The sequence below is a fragment of the Wenzhouxiangella sediminis genome, from assembly GCF_003410055.1.
Classification (GTDB): domain Bacteria; phylum Pseudomonadota; class Gammaproteobacteria; order Xanthomonadales; family Wenzhouxiangellaceae; genus Wenzhouxiangella; species Wenzhouxiangella sediminis.
In genome coordinates, this window is the sequence record NZ_QUZK01000052.1 from 147,495 (window position 1) to 165,599 (window position 18,105).

At 66.2% G+C, this 18,105-nt stretch carries 13 protein-coding genes; 9 read left to right on the forward strand and 4 right to left on the reverse strand.

Features of this window, described 5'->3' with window-relative positions; all coding sequences use genetic code 11:
• Positions 1-139: 139 nt before the first annotated feature.
• Positions 140-1,498: a TolB-like translocation protein gene (locus DZC52_RS14980; RefSeq protein ID WP_181918980.1), complete on the forward strand. Its 1,359-nt coding sequence runs from the start codon at positions 140-142 to the stop codon at positions 1,496-1,498.
• Between the two features lie 28 nt (positions 1,499-1,526).
• The gene (locus tag DZC52_RS14985; RefSeq protein ID WP_181918981.1) at positions 1,527-6,299 is read left to right on the forward strand and encodes a putative Ig domain-containing protein; all 4,773 of its coding nucleotides are present in this window, start codon (positions 1,527-1,529) and stop codon (positions 6,297-6,299) included.
• 12 nt (positions 6,300-6,311) lie between these two features.
• Here the strand turns inward: DZC52_RS14985 and DZC52_RS14990 are convergent, their stop codons facing one another.
• From DZC52_RS14990 to DZC52_RS15000, 3 genes are all read right to left on the reverse strand, one after another.
• Positions 6,312-7,523: a serine hydrolase domain-containing protein gene (locus DZC52_RS14990; RefSeq protein WP_116651959.1), complete on the reverse strand. Its 1,212-nt coding sequence runs from the start codon at positions 7,521-7,523 to the stop codon at positions 6,312-6,314.
• A 96-nt stretch (positions 7,524-7,619) separates the two neighbouring features.
• Entirely contained in the window at positions 7,620-8,444 is an 825-nt protein-coding gene (locus tag DZC52_RS14995) for a hypothetical protein (RefSeq protein ID WP_116651960.1), read from the reverse strand.
• 14 nt (positions 8,445-8,458) lie between these two features.
• Complete coding sequence (locus DZC52_RS15000; protein WP_116651961.1) at positions 8,459-9,154, reverse strand: right-handed parallel beta-helix repeat-containing protein; 696 nt, start codon at positions 9,152-9,154, stop codon at positions 8,459-8,461.
• Between the two features lie 191 nt (positions 9,155-9,345).
• Between DZC52_RS15000 and DZC52_RS15005 the strand changes: the two genes are divergently transcribed.
• The 3 genes from DZC52_RS15005 to DZC52_RS15015 all read left to right on the forward strand — a co-directional run bounded on the left by DZC52_RS15005 (position 9,346) and on the right by DZC52_RS15015 (position 13,545).
• Positions 9,346-9,864 carry an ECF-type sigma factor gene (locus DZC52_RS15005; protein ID WP_181918982.1) on the forward strand — a complete coding sequence of 173 codons (519 nt, stop codon included), beginning with the start codon at positions 9,346-9,348 and terminating at the stop codon, positions 9,862-9,864.
• On the forward strand, positions 9,861-12,548 hold the full coding sequence (locus DZC52_RS15010; RefSeq protein ID WP_116651963.1) for a serine/threonine-protein kinase: 2,688 nt from the start codon (positions 9,861-9,863) through the stop codon (positions 12,546-12,548). Before DZC52_RS15005 ends, DZC52_RS15010 begins: the two co-directional genes overlap by 4 nt.
• Before the next feature lie 97 nt (positions 12,549-12,645).
• A complete protein-coding gene (locus tag DZC52_RS15015) occupies positions 12,646-13,545 on the forward strand; it encodes an MBL fold metallo-hydrolase (RefSeq protein WP_220338405.1) in 900 nt (299 codons plus the stop codon).
• 18 nt (positions 13,546-13,563) lie between these two features.
• Here DZC52_RS15015 and DZC52_RS15020 read toward each other — a convergent pair whose 3' ends face one another.
• Positions 13,564-14,244: a spermidine synthase gene (locus tag DZC52_RS15020; protein ID WP_116651965.1), complete on the reverse strand. Its 681-nt coding sequence runs from the start codon at positions 14,242-14,244 to the stop codon at positions 13,564-13,566.
• A 207-nt stretch (positions 14,245-14,451) separates the two neighbouring features.
• Here DZC52_RS15020 and DZC52_RS15030 point away from each other — a divergent pair, with 207 nt between their 5' ends.
• From DZC52_RS15030 to DZC52_RS15045, 4 genes are all read left to right on the forward strand, one after another.
• Positions 14,452-15,330 (forward strand): phosphatase PAP2 family protein, encoded by an 879-nt coding sequence (locus tag DZC52_RS15030; protein ID WP_116651967.1) that lies wholly within the window; start codon positions 14,452-14,454, stop codon positions 15,328-15,330.
• 53 nt (positions 15,331-15,383) lie between these two features.
• A complete protein-coding gene (locus DZC52_RS15035) occupies positions 15,384-15,788 on the forward strand; it encodes a VOC family protein (protein WP_116651968.1) in 405 nt (134 codons plus the stop codon).
• Between the two features lie 89 nt (positions 15,789-15,877).
• Positions 15,878-17,026, forward strand: a complete 1,149-nt coding sequence (locus DZC52_RS15040; protein ID WP_116651969.1) for a pyridoxal phosphate-dependent aminotransferase — start codon at positions 15,878-15,880, stop codon at positions 17,024-17,026.
• A 474-nt stretch (positions 17,027-17,500) separates the two neighbouring features.
• Positions 17,501-18,046 (forward strand): hypothetical protein, encoded by a 546-nt coding sequence (locus DZC52_RS15045; RefSeq protein ID WP_116651970.1) that lies wholly within the window; start codon positions 17,501-17,503, stop codon positions 18,044-18,046.
• Positions 18,047-18,105: the final 59 nt, after the last annotated feature.

Sequence of the window (18,105 nt, forward strand, 5' to 3'; positions counted from 1 at the left end):
ACGATGCCGGCCAGTCTAGCCTGCCGCCGCAGGGCCCACAAGCACGGCCGTGGCGGTGTTCACCGCCATGCCTTGACACGAAACGCTTCGCGTTTGCGCTTCTGTCACCGGAATCCAAGAATCAAGGGGAATGCAAGCGGTGAAGCTTCGAATCGACTTTCCCAAGTGTGTCTGGCCCGCCAAGGCACTTGCCGTTGGGCTCCTGCTGGCGATGACTTCGCCGATCCACGCCCAGCTCGAGCGCGTCAGCGTGGCCGGCGAAGGCTCCCAGGCCAACGCCGACAGTTACCAGGCCGCGATATCCGACGATGGCAGCGTCATTGCGTTCCGGTCCAACGCATCGAACCTGGTCGCCGGCGACACGAACCAGTGGTCCGATATCTTCGTTCGAGATCTCGGCGCCGGAACGACCGTCATTGCCAGCCGGCAGCCCGACGGCTCGGAATCGGTGAATTTCAGCCAGCGTCCATCGCTGTCGGGCGATGGGCGCTACGTGGTGTTCGAGACCCCGTACGAAAACCAGACCATTCTGTCGACCGGACTCTACGACCGCGAGCTGGACAGCAATAGCTACCTGCTCTTTCTTCAGAATTCCGCCGGCAATCCGTCCTATCCAAGGCAGGCCCGGCTCGAGCCGGTACTGTCCGGCGACGGCGCAATCCTCGCGCTGCGCTCGCGGGGCGAGTTCCAGAGCGTGTCCCCGCCGGCTGCCGCCCCGCCCGACGACGACAACAACTTCGCCCACGATGTCTTCGTCTACGCCTGGGCCGCCTCGCCGGTCGAGTCGATGCGTCGCGTCAGCCGACTGACGACCGGTGACGAGCTCGACGCCGACAGCCGGCGCCCGGCATTGAGTCACGACGGCTCCCGGGTTGCGTTCATGACCTACTCCGACCTGCTTGCCAGCGACACGAACAGCCGCCCGGACGTCGTGGTGAAGAACACCGTGAGCGGTGTGCTGGAGCTCGTCAGCGTCACGCCCGCAGGCTTCGCCGGCAACGGCGGGAGCTTCAACCCCGCGGTCTCGGCCGACGCCGTGATCGTCGCGTTCCGCTCGGAAGCCAGCGACCTGGTCGCCGGCGACGACAACGGGCGCTGGGACATCTTCGTGCGCGATCGGACGGCGGCCACGACGATTCGTGTGAGCGTCGCCTCCGACGGAACGCAGGCGGACCACCACAGCAGCGAAGCGTCGATCTCCGACGACGGGCGATTCGTCGCCTTCCGCTCGCTGGCCGCCAACCTGGTACCCGGCGACACCAATGGCCGGGCCGATATCTTCGTCCACGATCGCGTGACCGGGCAGACGGTGCGCGTCGGCCAGCCCGCTGTCGGCGAGTCCGACGGACACAGCGCCGCACCGGCCATCTCCGGCAACGGCGCCTGGATCGTGTTCGAGTCGGACGCGAGCAATCTGGTCCCCGGCGATACGAATCGGGCGCGCGACATCTTCCGCGCCGCCAATCCCCTGGCCGCGGGCATTCGGGAGGGCCGCTGAGATGCGCACCCGGACACGAACCGCCTTTATGCTTGCCCTGGGCCTTCTCTTCGCAGCGCCTTCCTGGGCCCAGATCGAGCAGCGCTGCGTGCTGATGGTCGACCGCTTCCAGGACCCGGCCGAGCTGCCGCAGTTCCACCCGGTCTTCGACCAGGCGCTGACGGTCGACAACCTGCTGAGTTTCGACATCGACACCAGCACACCGGTGTCCCAGGCCGGGCTCGAGTTCAGGCTGCTGAAGGGGCCGCCGGGCATGACCATCGACCCGGCGACCGGCGTGGTCACCTGGGCGCCGAACGAACTCCAGGTCGGGACCATCTCGGCGACCGTGCTGGTCACCGACACCGATCAGCGGCGCAATCGCCATACCTTCTGCGTGTCGGTGATCGACCCCAACGCGGCGCCGCTGATCGCCGCGCTGGCCGACCGCACGGTGCTCGCCGACGAGCCGGTGTCGTTCATCGTCGACGCGAGCGACCCGGACCCCGGCGACCAGCTGAGCTTCTCGCTCGATGCAGCGCCCGCGGGCATGAGCATCCAGGCCGGCAGCGGGCTGGTCGAGTGGCTGCCCCAGGCCGGCGATATCGGTTCGGCGGCCGTCACCGTTCGAGCCACCGATGACGGGGGGCGGTTCGACACGGAGTCGTTGACGATCACGGTCGTTGCCGGGAATGCGCCGCCGGTGCTGGCCTCCATCGACGACCGTGGCGCAAGGCCCGGCGTGGCGCTGCAGGTGCAGCCTGTCGCCAGCGATCCCGACGACCCCGTCCTGGCCTGGCGCCTGCTCGCCGCCCCCGCCGGCATGACCATCGACGCCGTCAGCGGCCGGATCGACTGGACACCGGCGCTGCCGCAGCTCGGCGCGCACGCGGTGTCGGTCGAAGTGGCCGACCCGCTCGGGTTTGCCGACACGGCCGATTTCGAAGTCCTGGTCGATCTCAACCGGGCGCCGATCGCGGTCGACGATTCCGGGTTCCGGGTCGAGCGGGGCGACACGCTCGAAGTTGCCGCGCCGGGGCTGCTTGGCAACGATGACGATCCGAACTCCGACCCCCTTTCCGCACTGCTGGTCGATTCGCCCCTGCGCGGTACGCTGACGCTCTCCGCCGACGGCGGGTTCGACTACACGCCCGACGTGCCGGTGGGCACGATCGGCCTGGTCGAGACCCTGTCCTACGAGCGAGGCAACGGGTCGTCTACCTGGACCCCGCTGATCGGCAATCTCGACGACGACCCGCAGTCCGAACTGATCATCGCCGACGGCAGCGGATGCTGTACCGGCTTCCTGATCGCGATCGACGGCATCACGGGACTCGAGGAGTGGGTGGTGACCCTGCCCGGCAGGCAGCTCGACCGGACCAGCAAGCCGGCGCTGGCTGACATCGACCTCGACGGCCGCCCCGAAATCCTGGTCATCGGTGGCGAGGCCGATGCTTCGCCGACCTCTGCGCTGCGGATCTACGCCTTCGAGCACGACGGCCAGCTCAAATGGATCAGCGAGGATCTGCCGGGGATTTTCTACCTGGACGGGGCGTGGCGGAGCAACCGCGAGCTGACCAGCGCCGCGATCACCGTCGCGGATATCGACCAGGACGGCCTGCCGGAGATTCTCGTCGCCCCCGATTTCGGCCCCGCGGGCTACCACGTCTTCGACCACGAGGGCCTGACGCTTGAGGTCGTCCACGAACCCGGCACCACGGTCGCCGACGCCGCGCCGACCCGTGTCACCGTCGTCGACCTGGATCTCGACGGCGACCCGGAGATCGTGGTCGGCAACGTTGCCTGGTCCCACGACGGCGAAATGCTGTGGAAGCGTGTCGACAACTTCGGGCACGCCTGGGCGACCACCTTCCCGCTGGTCGCCAACCTCGACGACGACCCCTATCCCGAGCTGGTGCGAACACGCGGCGGCCCGTCGAGTCCCGGCAACATCGTTGCGTGGAACCACGACGGGACGGATCTGATGACATCCGCGGGAGTTCCTTGGGAGGTCGCGCGACCTTATGGTTTCAATACCGCGCCGATCTCGATCGCCGACGTCGATGCCGACGGGTACGCCGACGTGCTGCATCCCTTGCCCCATGACGTCAACGAATTCGAGGTCCTCGATGGCCGCGACGGGGCGGTCAAGTGGAGCAAGTCGGTGACCACGGTCTCCATGGGTGCGACGGTCTTCGACATGGACCGCGACGGCTTCGTCGAGGTCCTGTTCATCGACGAGTCGTCCAACCTCTACGTCTGGGACGGTCGAGACGGCACCGAGAAGCTGCAGCTGCCGATGAACAATCCCCGGCCCGGTGATCACACTATCCCGGTATTTGCCGATATCGACGCCGACGGAGCCTCGGAGCTGGTGGTGCCCGGCGGGTTCTCGTTCGGCTTCGACACCGCGCTGAGCATTTGGGAGAGCCCGACCGACGACTGGGCGCCGATGCGATCGATCTGGAACGAACACCGCTACCACGTCACCAACGTCAACGACGACCTGACCATCCCGGCACAAGAGCCGCCGCACTGGCTGCTGCCGGGCCTGAACCAGGCCATGATCAATCAACGCCTGCCCGAAGATCGGATCGAGTCGACCGACGCGTTCACCTACCGCGCCAACGACGGCGAGCTGGACTCGAACGTGGCCGAGGTCACCATCGAGGTTCTGCCTCCGAACAGTCCGCCGCGCATACTCTCGACCCCGCCACGGCTGGCGTCGCCCGGCTTCGAATACGTCTATCCGGTCCTCGCGGTCGACGCCGACCCCGGCGAACTGCTGCAGTTCGCGATCGCGGCGGGGCCGCCGGCGATGAGCGTCGACGGCAACGGCCGCGTGACCTGGATCCCCGGCACGGGCGACATCGGGCCCCACCCGGTGGTGATTTCTGTGACCGACACGCTCGGAACACCGGCCTACCAGAACTTCGTCATCGACGTCGTCGAGCCCGTCACGGTGCCGGTGCTGACCGGCCTCTCCGAGGCCGCGGCGCTCGCGGCGCTCGAGTCGGTCTCGCTGCGTGCCGACCCGCTCCGTGACGTGTTCAGCGACACGGTGGCGATCGGCGAGGTGGCGGCCCAGTCGCCGCCGGCCGGCACCTCGACTGCCGCCGGCGCCGGCGTGACCGTGGAGGTCTCGCGCGGCCCGGTACCCGTCAGCGTTCCGCGGCTGGTCGGCCTGGATATCGGCGACGCCCAGGCCCGGCTGTTCGACGCCGGCCTGGACGCCTTTCCTTTGGAATGGGTCAATGATCCGCGGGTGCCGCGCGGCGTCGTGAAGCAGCAGGATCCGCCGCCCAACGCCCGGGTGTCACCGGGTTCCGACGTGGCGATCGTCGTCTCGGGCGGCCCGCGTGCGGTCATCGACGTCGACCCGCCGCTGATCGTCTCCGGCGGCAGCGCTGGGGTCAGCGTCGAGGTGCGCGACGTCGACGGCACGCCGCTCGATCCGCAGCCGGCGGTCACCCTGAGCCTGGACTTCGAATCCGATGAACTGCTGGGCACGCCGCCGAGCCTGTCCGGCAGCAGCGTCGAGACGTCTGCCGACAGCCGCGGCGCGTTCGTCGTGCAGGCCGCCTTCGATCTCGGCCAGCCCGAGACGGTCAGCGCCGCGGCGGCCGTGCTGCCGCCGGTCAGCGACGGTCCGGGCGGCGGGGTCTATTCCGATTTCACGCGACAGCAGGCGGCCTTCGCGCAGTTGATGACTGCGCTGATCGAGGCGGTGGAAGCTGCCGACCAGGGCGCGGTGGTGTCGCTCGATGCGCAGCTGGGCGCTCTGGAATCCGCCATCGACCTTCGCCGCCTGCGCACCATGACCGCCATCGCGCCCGAAGGCGGTATGCCGCCCACGCCCGCTCAGGCCATTTCCGGCGGGCTCGCGCCATCGATCCATGACAATGCCTACGCCGCCGCAAGCCTTGAGCTGGTCGAGCAACTCCAGGTGATCGACGAGGTCATGCGAGCGGGCAATGTGCCCGATGCGGTGCTCGAGGAGCTCAATCAGGAATTGCTGGCCGCTGCCGGTGCGCGAGCGGCGTTGTCCCCTTCGGTCGTCGGCGTGCTGCGCGCCTCGCCCTCGATCACGGCACTGCTCGGCACCTTCGCCCCGCGCGTCCTGGTCGCCGACATCCGGGCCGTGCGGCAGTCGCTGCGTGACGAGGGCTGGATCGGGGCGGGGGCGGCCTCGCGCTTCACGCTGCCCAGCCTGATGAGCGCGGTGCGGATCCGCACCGACATCATGAAAGACACCTACCTGCCTTACCTGGGCGAGGTGGCCTGGGCCATGGGCACGGTCATCGCCGCCGACCTGCTCCAGGAGTACGCCAACGCCGGCGCCATCGCCGGCATCATCAGCGGCGCCAGCCAGAGCTTCCACGCCTTCCACATTCCAAACTCGGTCATCGAGGGTTTCGGTTTCGACCCGACGCTCAGCCCCAACAACGCCGTGACCATGATCGGCCCCAGCCTGTTCGACGCCGCGGCCGGCGCCGCTTCGGGCTTGTCCAGCGCGGGCAGCATCAAGGACGTCAACACCGCGATCGACGCCATCCAGACGCAGCTCGACAACGCCAGCGCGCTGGAGGCGGCCTGGGACGACGCCAACTCGATCCCGATGGGCGTGACCAGCGGTTGCATCCTCGTGACCACGCCGGGCTGCCGGCAGCTCAACTACCCCGAAGGCTTCGCCAGCGTCTATGACGCGGAAGGGCTGCTCAACCTGCCCGCGTCGATCCTGATCATCGTGCGCAACCTCGAATCCGGGGGAACCGCCGTGTTCGTGGCCACCTTCGTGGCCTACGAAGGGGAAGAAGACTGACGGGTGAGCTCGTCAGTCGGGGCTGACGACGGCTGCGGTCTTCGCGGCCGTCGTCCTGTTGTCGCTGCTGCGTGCCGTTGATTGATCCCTGAAGTGAGGCGGCCGTGTCATGATCTGCTCCCAGAAATGAATCGACAGGTCGTTGATGGCGCCGCTTTCGGCGTTGAGGAGCAGGGCCAGGCCCGTGTCGTGTTCGCGCGAGTAGCCGATCTGGGCCACGAAGCCGCGCACCCAGCCGCTGTGGGTGACGAGGTCGTGTCCGTCGATGCTGTAAATGCGCCAGCCGAGGCCGTAGTGGGCGGCGTTCAGCAGGTCGCGCCAACCCTTTCGCCGCATTTCGCGGGCCGTGTAGACGCGCTTTCGCGTCAGGTCGCGGACCAGTTCCGGGTGCACGACATCCGGGCGGTAGCCCATATTCGCGATCAGCCACTGACCCAGGTCCAGCGCGCTGGCATTGACTCCGGCGGCCGGGGCCACGCGGTAGTAGTTCTCGTTGACTTCGGTCGGCACCCAACGCCAGCGGTTGACCTTGACGTGCGGTGCGGCGCGATTGTCGCTGGCCATGAATTCGTCGAAGCCGACCGAGGCCTGCTGCATTTGAAGGGGTTGAAAGACGCGCTCGCGCAGCAGTTCGGGGTAGCTGCGGCCGGTGCTGGCCTCGATGGCGGGTTCGACCAATGAGAAGAGCACGTTCTGGTAGGTGTAGCACTCGCCCGGCGGGCACATCGGTTCGACGCGCCCGAACTGCGGCAGGATCTGGTCGAGGCTCCTACCGGCATTGAGCAGGTTGTCGTAGGCGTTGGGCACGATGCCGGCCGACTGGCCGAGCAGGTGTTCCAGGGTCAGCCTTTGCGCGTGCTCCGGGCGGGCCAGGGTGAACTCCGGCACGTAGCGTCTGACGGGGTCGTTCCAGTGCAATGCGCCCTCGGACACGAGCTGGCCGGTGAGCTGTGCCGCGAAGGTCTTGGAAACCGAGGCGACGCGAAACGCGGTCTCGGGCGTGACCGCGCGCTGGTCGTCGAGCGATCGCACTCCATGGCCTGCAGCGTGCACGATCCGCCCTTCGCGCACGATTGCCCAGGCCGCACCCGGCACGCGCCTGGCCTCGAGCATGGTTCGGAATTGCCGGTCCATTTCGGCGAAATCCGGGCTGGCCGGGGCGGGATTCGCGGCGTGGGCTGACGCTGTCGCCAGCGTCAGCAGGACGAATAGGGTACGCAACATGCTCGGAAAGTGACGGCCGAATGAAGGTTCAATTATACGGCCGGCCTGGAGCGGGCGTGAACGGCCGGGAGCGGCGACCGCTCCCGGCTGGACGGCTCACTCCTCGAAACGATCGGCGAACAGGGCGTCTCCGCCTTCGATCGCGGCAAGCGCGTCGAAGCCTGCCTGGATCCAGTCGGGATGTTCGTTGAGATCGACCGCGGTCGCGACGAACCAGCCGTTGTCCGGATCGTACTCCACGACTTCGTCGTCGCGGACGTACAAGGGCCCGCCCTGGCCGGGCACGGTGATGCCGCTTTCGAAGGTCATCAGGATGCCGCCCGAGTTCAGGACGTGGGCGCCGTTGATGTCGGCGGCGTCCGGCAGCCCGTCGCCCTGGAAGAAGTGCTGGAAGCTCACGCCGTTCCAGCGCACCAGGTCGCTTTTCCGGAACAGGGCGCCCGCGGCGAAGCTGCGATCGAAAGAAAGCACCAGGTCGCCGCTGTCCGGGTCGAGGGAAACTGCGTCGATCCGGACGCCGTCGGGCACGCCGTTGGCGCGACCGTCGAAGACGATGGTCGGATCGGACAGAAAGCTCGTCACCGCAGCGACATCGCCGGGGCGGACCAGCACGCCGTCGATGTTGCGGGCGGTGTCGAGCACGTAGCGGCGCGGTTCCCGGTGATAGCCCGTCACGTCGGTCGCATCCATGGTCGGGTTGTTGAAGAAGCCCGATTCCTGGTCGTTTTCGCCCGAGGCGTTCCAGATGAAGACGTGCTTGTCGGTGCCCGCCCACATCCCGGTTTGGGTTTCGTCCTTGTAAGTCCGGGCATACACATCGGCGGAGACGTAGACGGTTTTCAGGGGCGTTTGCGCCTGGAGCGGGCTCCAAGCAAGCATAAGCAGCGTGATCGGAATCGCGAGGGTCAGGTATGAGCGCATGTCCGATTCCACCCTCAGTCGCAGTCGGTGGCGGTGTCGCAGCGGTTCGGGGCGATTGCCACGCAGCTGTTGCCGCCGTCGTTGCCGCCCATCAGGACGTTGCCGCAGTAGCCGCCGAACACACCCTGGCCGCCGTTGTTGTAGACGGTGCTGTCGGTCAGGTAGCTGGTGCCGAAGCCCAGCGAGATGCCGTTGCCGCCGTTCTCTCTTGCCGCAATGTTCGTGAGCCGGGCGCCCGGACACTGCGCATCGATGCCGCGGTCGCCGTTCTCGGCCGCGATCAGGTCGGCCAGGCGTGCGCCGCGGCAGACACGAATGCCGTCGTTGCCCACGCCGCGGACCGTGCCGTTGCGAATGGTGATGTTCTCGCGGCCGTTGGCGTCGATGCCGTAGCCGCTGCCGCTCGCCGAGCAGCTCACGCTGGATCCCGAGCACGTGACCGGTCCGGCCACGGAGAAGCCGTTGAGATCGATCGAGACCGAGTCGGCGGTGACCTGGACGAGCGTGGTGTTCACGCTGCCGGTCGTCAGGTCGGAGGTCAGGCGATAGCTGCCCGAAGCGGTAATGGTGATCGGATAGCCGGGGTCGTCTCCGGTGAAGCAGCCGAAGGCGGCGCAGTCGTCGTTCATTTCGATGACGCCGTCGATCGCGACGGCCGGGAACGAAACGGCCATCAGGCAGAGCGTTGGCAGGAGAATCCACTTGTTCATGATGCGAGTCCTTTGAAATCAGTTGGTTAGCCAGACCGCGCCCGAATTCGAGCCGGGTTCGGGATTTCTAACGACCCGGGTTTGCTTTCCGTGCCAAATCGGCAGAGAATCCTGTGAACAAGAGCACAGTCGGCCGATCCTGGCCGGTTCATTCGGACATGGACATGGCGAACGCGGAGCGGGAAACTCGAGTGGAGTCTTCGACGGCCCGGGCCCGGGACGAGTACTTCGTCCAGGTCTACCGCCAGTTGCGCCAGGCCGCGCGCAACGCCCGGTCGGCCAATCCACAGCAGACCATGAACACGACGGCCCTGGTCAACGAAGCCTGGCTCAAGCTCGAGCAGACCAATGCTGCTGCCAACGACCGAATGCATTACCTCAAGACCGCGGCGCTGGCCATGCGGCAACTGCTGGTCGACTACGCCCGTTACCGCGGGGCTGAAAAGCGCGACCGTGCCATGGAACTACCCCTGTTCGAAGAACTTCTGCCGGGCACGGATCACGGAGCGGCCGACGACGTGCTCGCGCTCGAGGACGCCCTGGGTGAACTCGAGGCGCTGGACCCTCGCGGCGCCGAGATCGTGGTGCTGCGCTTCTTCGGCGGCGCCACGCTTGAGGAGGCCGCCGAACTCATGGATACCTCCCGCCGCAGCGCCGCGCGCGACTGGGCGCGGGCGCGGGCCTTCCTGCGTACCCGCCTCGCATCGTGACGGAACGCCAGGCAGTCTGGGCGCAAGCCGCCAGTCTTTTCGACGAGCTCGCCGAGCGCACGGCCGACGAACGTGAAAGGATCATGGCGCGTCGCACCATCCCGGAGCCCGTGCGCCGCTGGCTCGACGAGCTGCTCGAAGCCCACGACGCCGACCGCTCCATGATCATCGACCGTCGGGTCGACGACTTGGCGCGCGGCCTGGCCGGCACCGGCGGTACACCCGGCCTGGAAGAAATGTCCGGACAGCAGTTCGGGCCCTGGCGTGCACGAAGGATGGTGGGCCGCGGCGGCATGGGCGTGGTGCTCGAAGGTGAGCGCGCGGACGGTCGGTTCGATATGCGCGTGGCCATCAAAGTGCTCGCCCCGGAGGCGGTCGGCGCTACCGCCCAGGCGCTGATCGAACAGGAGGTCCGCACGCTTGCAGGGCTCGAGCACCCGGGCATTGCCCGACTAGTCGACGGCGGTGTTCGCGACGACGGCGTGGCCTGGCTGGCGATGGAATTCGTCGAAGGCGAGCCCCTCGACGCCTGGTGCGATGGGCATCGCCCGTCGCTCGATATGCGTCTCGACTTGTTTCGGCAGGTGGCCGAGGCCGTTTCTCACTGCCATCGGGCCCTGGTGGCCCATGGCGACATCAAGCCGGCCAATGTCCTCGTGGACGAACACGGGCGGGCCCGACTCCTCGATTTCGGCATCGCCTCCCGTATGGCCGATTCGGCGAAAGACCCGGGCGCCGGTTCGGCCGGCCGCTGGTGTTCGCCGGGTTACGCCTCGCCGGAGCGCCTGGGCGGCCAGGCGCCGTCGATTCCCGACGACGTTTTCGCGCTGGGAGCGCTGCTTTTTCGCCTGCTCAACGGGCGTGGGATCCGTTCGGCGCCGGAGCAGACACGCCTGCTCAGCGGTCGCGAGCAGGTGGAGGCAGGCGACGCGGCAGCTCGGTCCAGCAAATCGGGCGATGCCGATCTTGATGCCGTCGTCGACCGCGCCCTGGCCCCGGATCCCGACGAGCGCTACCGCAGCGTCGAGGCCCTGCTGGACGACCTCGATCGCTGGTCCCAGGGCTTCCCGGTCATCGCCCGCCGCGGTGGCGCTGCTTACCGCTTCGGCCGCTGGATCGGTCGCCATCGCTCCCTGGCAACGGCCGGGCTGCTGGCCGCTGTCGCTTTGCTCAGCGGCACCGGCCTGGCGTTGTGGCAGGCCGACAAGGCGCGCCAGGCCGCCGAGCTGGCCGAGCGCAATGCGCAATCCGCGCAGGCAGCCCAGGCGCGGGCGGAATCCGTCAATCGCTTCCTGCTCGACCTGTTCGAGGCCGAAATTCCCGACCTGCCGCCCGACCGGATGCCGACCACCCGCCAACTGGTCGACCGCGGCATCGAACGCGCCCGCCATCCCGCCAGCGGCTCGCCCGAACTGCGCGCCGACCTGCTGCTGACCCTGGCCGGTATCCTCATCGCCAGGAAGCAGCTCGACGAGGCCGATGGCCTGATCGCTGAAGCGCGCGGCCTGGTCGATTTCGAAACGCACCCCGAGCTGGCCATCCGCCTGGCCATGCTGGATGTCGACCGGAACCGGGAGCGCAATCGCTTCGAGGACATGGAATCTTCGCTGGAGCGCGCCACGGCGCTGCTCGAGCGACACGACCCGCAGGCCATCGAACGCCTGGAAATGCAGCGTGACCTGGGCCGGCTTTATATGCGTCGCGAGCAACTCGATCGCGCAGAGGCCGTTCTGACCGAAGTTCAGCACGCCGCCCGCCAGCGCGACGACGCCGACGACCTGCAGCTTCGCCTGGCCGGCGACCTGGCGGTCGTCGCCGGACGAAACGGTCGGCCCGAGCGCGCCGTCGAGCGCTTCGAAGAGGTGCTGCGGCTCAAGCGGGCCCAGTCCGAGCCCAGCCCGCTGTCGCTGGCGACCACCCTGGTCAACCTGGCCGGGCTCCATGCCCGCCTCGGAGACTACACTCGCGCCGAGGAGCGCTACCGCGAAGTGCTGGCACTGCTCGAGCCATTCGAGGACCTGCCGCAGGGCACGCGCGCGACCAGTCTGACCGGCCTGGCCGACCTGCGGCGCTGGCAGGGGCGTTTCGACGAGGCCGAAACCCTGATTGTGCAAAGCGCCGAGGAGTGGCGCCGCGTGCTCGATCTCGAATCGGTCGACGAGGACTTCTTCATCCACTACTACCTGGCCGAGCTCTACGGCGACGCCCAGCGTTTCAAGGGCGCCGAAGAGCGCATCGAAACCGCCATCGAGCGGATGAGCACCGGCCAGGAAGCGCCGCCTGGGCGGATCGCCGAAGCGCGCGCCGACCTCGCGCGCTACCGCTGTGAGGCGGGTCGCCGTGAAGCGGCCCGCCAGCCGCTCGAGCAAGCCCGGGAAGTGCTGGAGGCGGGCGAATCCGTATCGCTGGCGGAAGCCGAAGCCGCATGTGCCGACGAGCCGCGAGGCGCAGGGATCAGCCAGGCCTTGATCGAGCGTGCGCGCAGCGGCCGAGGGGACCTCTCGCGGGTTGCTCGGCTCGAGCTCGCCCGGGCCGAGCAACTGGCTGCCGGTGACCCTGCGGCGGCGCGGGGGCTGGTCGAAACGTCGCTTGCACGCCTCGACGCCGTCGGCGCGGTTGCGGACCATCCGTTGCTGGTTCGGGCCCGGGCGCTACGCGAAAAGCTCCGTCAAGACGGGGGATGAAGCTGTTCGTGGTCCGCTCGCACGGCTCGTCCGGTCGACGGTCGGGTCACAGGGGCTTGCTATGCTCCAGTTCAAGTTTTTTGAGGAGAGTGATTCCATGTTCAGAAATGTCATGAACGGCGGCCTTTGCGCTGCCATGCTCCTGGCCGCGAACTCGGTCTTTGCCCAGTCGATGGAAGACGTCGAGATCGGCGTCGAATCGCTCGGAAGTGATGTGCACATGCTGACCGGCCGAGGCGGCAACATCGGCCTGGTGGTGACCGAAGACGGCGCTTTCCTGATCGACGACCAGTACGCACCCCTGACCGACAAGATCCTAGAGGCGGTGCGTTCGGTGACCGACCAGCCCGTGAAGTTCGTGCTCAACACGCACTGGCACGGCGATCACACCGGCGGCAACGAGAACATGGCCGGCGAGGGCGCCCTGGTCGTCGCCCACGAGAACGTGCGCGAGCGCATGTCGAGCGAACAGGTCAACGAATTCTTCGGCCGCACCACGCCGGCCTCGCCCGATGGCGCGTTGCCCGTGGTGACCTTCAACGACTCGATCTCCTTTCACCTCGGCGAGCACGAGATTCGCAGCTTCCACGTGCCGCATGCCCATACCGACGGAGATTCGGTGGTTCACCTGCCGGATGCCAACGTCATCCACGCCGGCGATACCGTCTTCTACGGCCTGTATCCCTTCGTCGACGTCGATTCCGGCGGCAGCCTGGCGGGCACGATTTCGGCCGTCGAGCGGATCGCCGAACTGGCCGACGGCGAAACCGTCATCATCCCGGGCCACGGTCCGCTGATCGATCGCGAAAAGTTGCTCGCCTATCACGACATGCTCACGACGGTGGAAGATCGGCTCGAAGAGGCCATCGACGAAGGCATGACCCTGGAAGAAATCCAGGAGGCCGGCATCACCGCCGAGTACGACGAGCAGTGGGGCGGCGGTTTCATTCCCGCGGATCGCTGGATCGAACTGCTCCACCGGAGCATGACCCGGTGAAGAGTGGTGCGAAACGCTCTAAGAGTGTTTCGTCCCGAACCAGATGAAGTGGCGTGCCCCCTTGCCCTTGCGGTGGGGGCGCACGACCCGTTCGTCGACGCGGAAGCCGGCTTCCTTCATGCGCTTGACGAACAATCGGTCGGGGCCGGCCGACCACACCGACAGCACGCCGCCGGGTCGCAGTGACTTCGCGATGGCCGACAGGCCGGCGGCCGAATAGATCCAGTCGTTCTCGCGACGGATGAGCGCCTCGGGCCCGTTGTCGACGTCCATCATGATGGCGTCGAAGCCGCTCTCCGGTTTCTTGATCAGGTCGCTGACGTCGCCGATGTAGACGGTCGTGCGCTCGTCCGACAACGGATGCCCGGCCGGTTCCCCCATGAAGTCGCGATTCCAGTCGACCACCTCCGGCACCAGCTCGGCGACCACCACTTCCGCATCGGGCCCGCTTGCTTCCAGCGCCGAGGCCAGCGTGAAGCCCATGCCCAGCCCGCCGATCAGCAGGCGCGCGTTCTTGCGGCCCTTGATGCGCTCGCAGGTCAGCTCGGCCAGCGCCTTCTCCGAGCCGTTGACGCGGCTGTTCATCAGCTCGCCCCGGCCGGGAATGGTGATCGAGAACTTCACCTCGTGCTGGTAAAGCATCATCTGCTTGTTGGTGTCGGGAATGGTGGCGGTGCCGAGCAGGATCGAGGGTTTCATGGCGGTCTTTTCGGGTGTGGTCGCGGCATGCGGTGGCCAGGCGGCCGGCCTGGCTCACCAGCGGTCGGCGGAGTATAGTCGAGGCGAGGGAAAGCTGTCGATTCCGTGTCTGGAAGGGAGGGAAAGCATGGCGATCCGAATCCTCAAGGCCGTTCTCGTCGTCTGCGTGGCGCTGCAGGCTTCGTTCCGTGATCGCGGGAGTTCGGCTTGCTCATAGACCTGCTTTTCCTGGCCGCGTTGCTTGTCGTTGTGTTCATCGGCCGCTGGCTGGCCTGGTTGTCGTTCAGGAGCACGAGCCACTTGGTTGCCAGGGCGGGCAAGGCCGCGACTTCGGGAAACCTGGGTAAACGCTTGGGTTCGGCCCGGGCAAGCCTGGCCCGCAACTTTCCACGCGCAGCCGCCTTCATCGAAGCGCGCCTGAACCCGCGGGAATTCACCGGGCTGGCGCTCACGCTGATCGTTCTGGCCGCCGTCTATCTGGCCGCCCTGCTGGGCGGCCTGGTCGACGAGCTGCTCGAGTCCGACGAGTTGGTCATGATCGACGGCATGATCAACAGCGCCCTGGACCCTATCCGAACGGACCGGCTCGTGGAGGTGTTCGCCTTCATTACCCACTGGGCCGATGCAGCCACGATTGTCGCCGTGGCGGCCGTCACCACCGGCCTGCTCTGGGCGCTTCGCCACGGCTACCTGGTGATGCCGCTCTGGGTGGTCGTGCTGGGCTCGCAGTTGACGACCTACGCCGGCAAGTACGCCCTCGATCGATCGCGGCCCGAGTTCCTGACCGAGGTCGTGGCCGCCACGCCGTCGTTTCCCAGCGGCCATGCCACCAGCGCGATTGCCGTCTACGGCTTTGTCGCCTACGTGCTCTCGCGCGAGGCGGTCACCGCCCGGCGGCGCTTCGAAATCGTGTTCTGGTCGGCGTTCCTGATCGTGCTCATCGGCTTCAGCCGCATGTTCCTGAGCGTGCACTATGCCAGCGACGTGGCGGCCGGTATCCTGGTCGGCGGCTTCTGGCTGCTGGTCGGCTTCGCCATCGCCGAACTGCTGCGATCCCGGCATCACCCTGCCGCCGGGGCGGACTGAAGCCGGACTTTGCTTTCGGCAGCGGACTCAATGAATCAACGGGAGGTTTTTGAATGGCAAAGGTGACCGGAATCGGCGGAGTCTTCTTCAAGAGCGCGACGGACAGCAAGGCGCTGGCCGCCTGGTACGAGAAACACCTGGGAATGAAACTGGAGGAATGGGGCGGCGCGATTCTCGATTGGCGCAACGATCGCGCCGACGACGGCGGGCTGACCGTCTGGTGCCTGGCGGCCCCGGACAGCGACTGGTTCAGTCCCAGCCAATCGCCCCTGATGATCAACTACCGGGTGGACGACCTCGACGAGATGCTCGAGCAACTGCGGGCGGCCGGGGTGGAGATCGTCGGTGGTCCCGAGACGCACGAAAACGGCAAGTTCGCCTGGATCATGGACCCGGACAACAACAAGGTGGAGCTCTGGGAGCCCATGGCGTGGGATGATTCGAACAAGGGCGCCTGAAAGGCTTCCCGAGCGAGAACCGACGGGGGTCGTATGGCGCAGCAGGTAGCGTGTAACCTGTAGATCGGTTTCAATCGCGATCGACGAACATGCCCCGATTTCCCAGAATCGCCGAGTCCGCGCAAGGCGTCAAAGGCTCGGTCTATTCCGGCCTCAAGAAAAAGCCCGCCTCCGGCAAGCCCCCCGTGCCGCTGCACATCGGCGACACCTGGATGGAGCCGGCCGAAGGCTGCCGGATGCAGGATCTCACCGTCGAGGACCACCCGGGCATGCACCGCTACTCGCCCGTGCCGGGTTATCCGCAGCTACGCGATCGCATCGCCGAAGTCCACGGCGAGCGCACGGGCATCGAGACCGAGCGCGGGCAGGTCGTCGTCACCGGCGGTGCCACGGCCGGCCTGGCCGCCGTCGTCGGCGCGCTGGTCTCGCCCGGCGAGGAAGTGCTGCTGGTCGCGCCCTACTGGCCGCTGATCGCCGGCAGCGTGCGCGCTTTCGGCGCCACGCCGGTCGACGTGCCGATGATGACCGAGGTCGAGACGGCCGAAGCCGCCGTCGAGCGACTGGAACAATACCGAACCGACAAGACCGTCGCCGTCTACTGGAACACCCCGCACAACCCCACCGGCCGACTACTGCCGCGCGACTGGCTCGAGGCCATGAGCCAGTGGGCCAGAAAAAACGACCTGTGGATCTTCTCCGACGACGTCTACGAAGACTACGTCTACGAGGGCGAGCACGCCTACACGCGCACCGTCTCGCCGGACAACACCATCTCGGTCCACAGCTTCTCGAAAGCCTACGGCATGGCCGGCAACCGCTGCGGCTACCTGGCCGGCCCCAACGAGGCCATCGATGCCGTCAAGCGCATCATGACCAACATCAACTACTCTGCCTGCTCGGCCTCGCAACTCGCAGCACTCAACGCCCTCAACGGCGCCGCCGACGAGTGGGTGGCCAACGCACGAGAGAAGTACGCCCAACTCGGCCGCGAAGCCGCCGAAGCGCTCGGTCTTCCAGGACCGAAAGGCAGCACCTTCCTGTTCCCGGACGTATCCCACGCACTTGACGAGCGCGGCCTGGACGGCTTCCTCGGCGACCTCGCCGAAGCCGGCGTCCTGGTTGCCCCGGGACCGAGCTTCGGGCCCTATAATCAGCACGTGCGGATGTGCTTCACCGCAGCGCCGCCTGATGAAATCCGACGCGGCGTCGACATCCTGGCATCCAAGATCCAGCGCTAAACAAAGCGTCGTCCCGGCCTTGAGCCGGGACCTTCCCTCCAAAGCCTCCGACGCCCGAATACGAAGAACCCACGCTAGCGCCACCCAATAAACTTGTGCTAGCCTCAAATCTCTTCCGGCCCTACTTGGGAAGGGGCAGGGTCGGAAGTTGGATTGAAAGAGGAGGGCGATCGTGGGCAGTCACGATCCGTTATACACCCATGGCGTTGGCGGCACCATCCGTCCAGATATTGTCGTTTTCTCTCGGCCCAGTACCCGAGTCAGATGGCGCGCTGCGTCATGTTCCGCCATGTCATCTGATGCTACCCGACTGTTTCGCCGCATGGCATGCAACGCCGCAAGCGGAAATCGAGGGAAGAATCAGGATGATAGGCCTGGTGATCAGCACGGCGCGCAGATTAAGGGGCGAAATTGCCGTAATAGTCGCTATGACCCACTTTCGCCATTCTATAGCCCAAACAAGACGGAGAAAATATGGGATTCGAGAGGGGAGTTCGAAGAGGTCGGATTTGGGATGACGCAAACCTTCTGCACAAGCAGATTATGCGATTTCCATTTGCGACTACAGGTAACACGGAAAACGCGTTTGAGCGTGGTTTTGCGACAACGTTGATGGCAACGGAGGAGCAGTATAACGAGGAAGTCGTGACTCAGATTAAAAAGGGAGTATCCGTTCAGAGTGTTTATGCGTTCGGAAAGAAGCACCGGCCGGATATGACTCTTGGAGAGAATGGCATTGCCGTCGAAATGAAGTTCATTCGTTACGGTGGTCTTAAAGATGCTATTGGTCAGGGCTATTTGTATCGGCTGAAGTATAAGTTCGTGTTTCTAGTCCTAATTCTTAGCGAAAGCAGAAAGGAGGTATATGACTCTATTGAGAACGGAGAGGAAAAGGATCTCGATGACGTTCTCCACCAACTTGCCGAGGACTTGAACATATTTACGTACCTAGTGCCCGCGTTCCAGATCAAGAAGCCGGGCATGAGAAAGGCTATCTCTTATTTTGAGCCACGGCTATAACAAGTCGTATATGGACTCCTCCCGCAACCCGAGACTGATTGGTTCATGAGGTTGGAATC

Coding starts and splice junctions, on each gene's coding strand:
- DZC52_RS14985 (WP_181918981.1), top strand. CDS start 1,527: ATGCTTGCCCTGGGCCTTCTCTTCGCAGCGCCTTCCTGGGCCCAGATC.
- DZC52_RS14990 (WP_116651959.1), bottom strand. CDS start 7,523: ATGTTGCGTACCCTATTCGTCCTGCTGACGCTGGCGACAGCGTCAGCC.
- DZC52_RS14995 (WP_116651960.1), bottom strand. CDS start 8,444: ATGCGCTCATACCTGACCCTCGCGATTCCGATCACGCTGCTTATGCTT.
- DZC52_RS15000 (WP_116651961.1), bottom strand. CDS start 9,154: ATGAACAAGTGGATTCTCCTGCCAACGCTCTGCCTGATGGCCGTTTCG.
- DZC52_RS15015 (WP_220338405.1), top strand. CDS start 12,646: ATGTTCAGAAATGTCATGAACGGCGGCCTTTGCGCTGCCATGCTCCTG.
- DZC52_RS15020 (WP_116651965.1), bottom strand. CDS start 14,244: ATGAAACCCTCGATCCTGCTCGGCACCGCCACCATTCCCGACACCAAC.
- DZC52_RS15035 (WP_116651968.1), top strand. CDS start 15,384: ATGGCAAAGGTGACCGGAATCGGCGGAGTCTTCTTCAAGAGCGCGACG.
- DZC52_RS15040 (WP_116651969.1), top strand. CDS start 15,878: ATGCCCCGATTTCCCAGAATCGCCGAGTCCGCGCAAGGCGTCAAAGGC.
- DZC52_RS15045 (WP_116651970.1), top strand. CDS start 17,501: ATGGGATTCGAGAGGGGAGTTCGAAGAGGTCGGATTTGGGATGACGCA.